The organism is Flavobacterium sp. 22659 (assembly GCF_052044235.1).
Classification (GTDB): Bacteria; Bacteroidota; Bacteroidia; order Flavobacteriales; family Flavobacteriaceae; genus Flavobacterium; species Flavobacterium johnsoniae.
In genome coordinates, this window is sequence record NZ_JBQEMU010000027.1 from 78,238 (window position 1) to 84,983 (window position 6,746).

General features: G+C 35.0%; 3 protein-coding genes. All 3 read left to right on the plus strand.

Translation table 11 applies throughout. The features are described from left to right. The first annotated feature begins 93 nt into the window (after window positions 1-93). Complete coding sequence (locus ACTJIW_RS21500) at window positions 94-3,126, plus strand: SusC/RagA family TonB-linked outer membrane protein (RefSeq protein WP_440715834.1); 3,033 nt, start codon at window positions 94-96, stop codon at window positions 3,124-3,126. A gap of 10 nt (window positions 3,127-3,136) precedes the next feature. Further along, the gene (locus tag ACTJIW_RS21505; RefSeq protein ID WP_440715833.1) at window positions 3,137-4,717 is read left to right on the plus strand and encodes a RagB/SusD family nutrient uptake outer membrane protein; all 1,581 of its coding nucleotides are present in this window, start codon (window positions 3,137-3,139) and stop codon (window positions 4,715-4,717) included. Window positions 4,718-4,833: 116 nt separating this feature from the next. Beyond that, the coding region (gene nagB / locus ACTJIW_RS21510) for a glucosamine-6-phosphate deaminase (protein ID WP_440718480.1) at window positions 4,834-6,746 on the plus strand (1,913 nt) is incomplete at its 3' end.

Here is a 6,746-nt window from a genome sequence, read left to right on the forward strand (position 1 = left end):
GTTCGTTTAAAATTTATAGTAGTTTGTATAAATTATTTTTTTTAACAATCCCTTAAGAATAATTTTACATCATAACTAACAAAATAAATTAACATGAAAAAAATTTTCTTAATCTTTATGATTGTTTTTACGGCGCAGGTTTCGCTTGCACAGGTAAAAAATGTTAAAGGTGTGATTACAGATTCTGACGGGATGCCATTACCAGGGGCATCTGTTGCTGTGCAGGGAGGTCAAAAAGGTGCTACTACCGATTTTGACGGATTGTACTCAATCGAGGTTCAAAAAGGCCAAACATTAGTTTTCAGTTATGTAGGTCTTGAAACACAAAACATAGTTGTAGGAGATGCTGCTACAATTAATGTGAAAATGCAGGTCGCTGCTTCAAATGCTTTAAGTGAAGTAGTAGTTACTTCTCTAGGTATCAAGAAAACAAGAAAATCTTTGACTTATGCAGCTCAGGAACTTAAAGGAGACGAACTGGTTCGTGTAAAAGATGCTAACGTTATCAATACTATTGCAGGTAAAATTGCCGGTGTTGCTGTAACTAAAAGTGCTGGTGGAACTGGGGGCTCTACAAAAGTTGTAATTCGTGGAAATTCATCTGTATCTAATAGCCAGCCTTTGTATGTAATCGATGGTATTCCAATGTTGAATTCAGGTTCTGGTCAGCCAAACGACACATTTGGTAGTTTAGCAGGAGGTAACCGTGACGGAGGAGATGTAATTTCTTTGGTAAATCCTGACGATTATGAAGGAATGACGGTTCTTAAAGGTGCTGCAGCTTCTGTATTATATGGTAGTCAAGGTGCAAATGGTGTAATTTTATTATCATCTAAAAAAGCAAAAGCAGGAAAAGCAAACATTAATCTTTCATCTGTAACAACATTTGAAACAGCAGCTTATCTTCCTAAATTTCAAACAGACTATCTTGCTGCAGCAGGTGCAGACGAATCTTGGGGAGCAAAAGGACAATCTAAAGATCATGTAAAGGACTTTTTTACTACAGGAACTACACAAATTACTTCTTTAGGATATTCAATTGGTTCTGAAAATTCTTCTACAGCTTTTTCTTATGCAAATACTTCTGCAAGCGGTATTATTCCAGGAAATAATTTGAAGAAAAACAACTTCGGTATTCGTCAGACTGCTAAGTTCTTTGATGATAAACTTTTATTTGCTGCAAATGCAAATTATACAAGTCAAAGCATTGCAAACAAACCAGTTAATGGGTTTTACTTTAACCCACTTACAGGTGTTTATTTGATGCCAAGAGGAAATGACTTTAATTATTATAAAGATAATTATGAAGAATTTGATCCTTCAAGAAATTTAATGGCTCAAAATTGGATGACTAATAGAGATATTATGCAAAATCCATATTGGGCAATTAACAGAAACAAATCTGAAGATAAAAACGATTTCTTTAATGGAGCTCTTTCTTTAACTTATAAAGCAACTAATTGGTTGTCGATTGCTTCTAGATACAGTTATAATAGAGTAACAAGTTTATACGATAAAAGAATATTTGCTACTACGCAAGGTACTTTATCTCATGCTAATGGTAGATATATTAGCGAAAATGCTTTAAGTACACAACGTTATGGTGATTTAATTGCTACAATCAATACAAAAATAGGATCTGATTTTAGTTTTAATGCTAACATTGGTGCGAGTGTAACTAATACATTAACAAATCAAAAAACGATACTAGATTCAGGTATTGGAGGAGGATTGAAATATGCTAACTGGTTTACTTTGCATAATTTCAATAATAATGACGGAAATTATCAAACAATTGATTCAAGAAGAGAAGTACAGTCAGTATTTGCAGCTACTACATTTGGCTACAAAGATATGTTATTCTTAGATCTTACAGGAAGAAATGACTGGTCATCTACTTTAGTAAATACAGGTACATCAAATTATTTTTATCCATCTGTAGGTTTAACTGCAATCATTAGTGAGATGGCAACTTTACCTGAATGGATTAATTATGGTAAAGTACGTGGTACTTATGCACAAGTTGGTAATGATATCTATCCTTTTATCTCTGTTCCAACAAACTATTATCCTAATGGAAGTGGATCAAAATACAATCCTTTAGTTACACCAAAACCAGGAACTATATTAAAACCTGAGCTTAAATCAGAGTTTGAATTTGGTACAGAATGGAGAATGTTTAATAATAGATTAGGTTTTGAAGTTTCTTACTATAATTCAGAAACTAAAAACCAATATTTACAAGTTGTTGCCCCAGTTGGAAATAGTGCAGGTGCCGATTTTTATGGTATTAATGCCGGAAGTATAGAAAATAAAGGTTTCGAGGTTGTATTAAATGCAGGAATTATTAGAGGAGATAAATTCACTTGGGATTCGACTATTAACTTCTCACAAAACAAGAATAAAGTAAAAGAAATTCCTGAAGAATTAGGAGGAAAAGTAAATTTAACAGATCCTGGAGTTAATGGATATAAATATACTTTAACAGAAGGAAGACCTTATGGTGTTATTGAAGGTTTCAAAATGTTGAAAGATGATCAGGGAAGAATTTTATTGAATAGCGATGGAAAAATTCAAAAAACAGATTTTGTTGAATTAGGAAATTCAAATCCTGATTTTATGTTAGGTTTTTCTAACTCTTTCAAATTCGGATCTTTCTTCGCAAATATTTTAATTGATGGACGTTTTGGAGGAGAAGTAATGAGTTTAACTCAAGCACAAAATGATGCATTTGGCGTTTCTAAAGCTACAGGTGATGCAAGAAATGCAGGCGGTGTTAAGATAAATGCAGTAATGCCTGACGGTACAGCAGTAACAACTATGGATGCTCAGTCTTACTACACAACTGTTGGAGGAAGAGCTGGAATTACAGGAGAATACATTTATGATGCAACAAATGTAAGTTTAAGAGAGATTTCTATTGGTTACAATTTTAACCCTAAAGCATTACCATTTATCCAAACAGCGAGTATTTCATTTATAGCTAGAAACTTATTCTTTATTTATAAAGATGCTCCTTTCGATCCAAATATTGCATTAAGTACAGGTCAAGGTTTACAAGGGGTTGATATTTATGGTTTACCTTCTACCAGAAGTATTGGTCTTAATTTAAATGTAACTTTCTAATTTAAAAAACATGAAACTAAATAATATAACAAAAGCAACTATTTGTACTTTGTTACTCGCCGCTGTGGGATGTACAGATAATTTTGAAGACATTAATACTAATCCAAATGGTATTACACTTCCTGATTTTGAACAAGATTTTAATCATATCAAAGGAGGTTTTGCTCCTATGTTTAACAATATCCAAGTCCTTACTCCAGAATGGGTTTATCAATTGCAGCAAGGCTTGAACTCAGATATTTGGTCAGGTTATATGGCAACTCCAACTGGTTTTGAGAGTGGTGTAAATAATACAACATATGCATTGTTAGATAATTGGAACGGATTTATCTGGGATTATGGATATAAAAATGTAATGTTTAATGCATATGATATCGCTAATAAATCTAAAGGTAAATATGATCAATTTTATGCATTGTCATTGATTTTGAAAGTTGAGGGAATGCATAGAATGACAGATACTTTTGGACCAATCATTTACTCTAAATTTGGATCAAATGATGCGACTATTGCATATGATTCTCAAGAAGAAGTTTATACTCAAATGTTTGCTGAATTGGATACTGCCGTGGCAGAATTAACTAAAAGGATTGATGCTGGTGAAGCTTCTACATTTGAGTCTACAGATATGACAGGCTACAAAGGAAAATACGAATCATGGGTAAGATTTGCAAATACTTTAAGATTAAGATTAGCAATGCGTATCGTGAAAGTTAAACCAGCTTTGGCAAAAACAGAAGCAGAAAAAGCTGTGGCTCAAAAATTTGGTGTGATGCTGGTTAACGATGATTCATTTAAAATTGTATCCCCAGTTTATACAAACCCAATTGCAACAATCAGCAGTTCGTGGTTAGATATACGCATGTCTGCTGATATGGAGTCTATAATGAAGGGATATCAGGATCCTAGAATAGCTTCTTATTTTGATACATCAAAACAATTCCCTAATGAATATAAAGGAGTAAGAACAGGAATAGCAATTAGCGGAAAATCGGATCATCAGGATTTTTCTGGAATAGGTGCTGTGGTAAGATCAAAAGAAATCTACCTTATGAACGCTGCAGAAGCTTATTTCTTAAGAGCTGAGGGGGCTTTAAGAGGTTGGAATATGGGCGGTACGGCTCAGGAATTATACGAAGCGGGGATTAAAGCTTCATTCGATCAGAGAGGAGTTTCTGGTGCAGCAGGTTATATAGCTGATAATACAAAAACAGCAACTGCGTATGTCGATCCTAATTTTCCAGAAAATAATTCAGCTCCAGTAAATAATGTTACGGTGGCATGGGATGCAGCGGCGACAAATGAAGTAAAACTACAAAAAATCATTACTCAAAAATGGATTGCAGGCTTTCCTGAGGGACAAGAAGCATGGTCTGATTACAGAAGAACCGGATATCCTAAATTATTCCCAGTACTTAAAAATTACAGCGGCGGAGCAATTACAACTGAGTTTGGTGTAAGAAGAATCAATTTCGTTCAGTCTGAGAAAGCTGGAAATTCAGGAGGTGTTGCTACTGGAGTTTCTAAATTGGGCGGACCAGATAATGGAGGAACCAGAGTTTGGTGGGATGTAAATGCTCCGAATTTCTAAACAACAAAAATAAATAGATTACAGATTTTAAGTTTGGTTAGCAAATGGTACAAGCAGTGAAAATTGCTTGTGCCATTTCAAAAACCAAAATTGTATATACCAAAAAAAGAAAAGAAATGAAAAGTGCTTTAGAAATAAAACCTGATATCAGTTATAAGAGCGCCGGTAAATTTGAAGAAACCAGATTTGAGAAAATCCACAACGAAATCTTCAAAAGTTCAGCTGAAGCTTCGGTAATTGTAGCACAGGAAATCGCTCAATTGATTAGATCTAAGCAGGAAAAGAATAAATCTTGTGTGCTTGGACTTGCAACAGGCTCATCTCCAATAAAAGTATATGAAGAATTAGTGAGAATGCACAAAGAAGAAGGACTGAGCTTTCATAATGTAATCACTTTCAACTTGGATGAATATTATCCAATGAGTAAAGAGAACAATCAGAGCTATCATTATTTCATGCATCAGCATCTTTTTAATCATATTGATATTAAACCTGAAAATGTAAATATTCCTGATGGAACAATTGCTTTAGAACAATTAAATCAATACTGTATTGATTATGAATTGAAAATCAAACAAGCAGGCGGACTTGATTTTCAATTGCTTGGAATTGGCCGTACAGGACACGTTGGTTTCAACGAGCCTGGATCGCACATTAATTCAGGAACCAGAATTATTACTCTGGATCATATTACAAGAGTAGACGCTTCATCTGACTTTAACGGAATCGACAACGTCCCGAAAAGAGCCATCACGATGGGAGTTTCTACCATTATGAGATCAAAAAGAATTGTATTAATGGCTTGGGGACAAAACAAAGCAGATATCATCAAAAGAACCATTCAGGGAGATATCAGCTCAGAAGTTCCGGCTACATTTCTGCAGAATCATCCAAACGCTACTTTCGTTCTGGATCAGTCAGCAGCATCAGAATTAACACGCTTTAAAACACCTTGGCTGGTTGGCGAATGCATCTGGACACAGGAATTGAAAAGCAAAGCAATTGTATGGTTATGCCAGAAAACCAAACAATCTATTTTAAAACTGACAGACCGTGATTACAACAATAACGGAATGTCTGATTTACTGGCACAGGAAGGTTCTGCTTATGATATGAACATCAATATGTTCAATATTTTGCAGCATACCATTACAGGCTGGCCGGGAGGAAAACCAAACACAGATGATTCACACCGTCCAGAAAGAGCCAATCCTGCTAAAAAACGAGTTATCCTGTTTAGTCCGCATCCAGATGATGACGTGATTTCGATGGGAGGAACTTTTTCAAAATTGATAAAACAAGGCCATGATGTACATGTTGTATATCAAACCTCAGGAAATATTGCCGTAACTGATGATGAGGCGTTGAAATTTGCAGAAGTATGCAACGATTTTGTTGGTGCTGATCTTCCAAAAGACATCAACTTCAAATCCGTAATTGAATTTTTGAATAATAAATCAGAAAATCAGATTGATTCTCTTGAAGTTCGAAAACTAAAAGGATTAATCAGAAGAAGAGAATCTTACGCGGCCACAAGATACATTGGACTAAAAGATGAAAATACACACTTTTTAGATCTTCCGTTTTATGAAACTGGACAGGTTAAAAAGAATCCGCTGGGTCAGGAAGATATCGAAATTGTAAAAGAAATCATTGCCAGAATAAAACCGCATCAGGTTTTTGCAGCAGGAGATTTGGCAGATCCGCACGGAACACATGAAGTATGTCTGAATGCGATTTTTGCTGCCATGAAAGAATTGAAACCAGAAAAGTACATGGACGACTGCTGGCTATGGTTATACAGAGGTGCGTGGCACGAATGGGATATCCACGAAATTGATATGGCAGTACCGCTTTCGCCATCGGAAGTATTGCTAAAACGCCATGCAATCTTATACCACCAATCTCAAAAAGACAGAGTAATGTTTCAGGGAAATGATTCAAGAGAATTTTGGGTTAGAGCCGAAGACCGAAATAAAAATACTGCGATTCTGTATGATGAATTAGGATTGGCAGAATATGAAGCTAT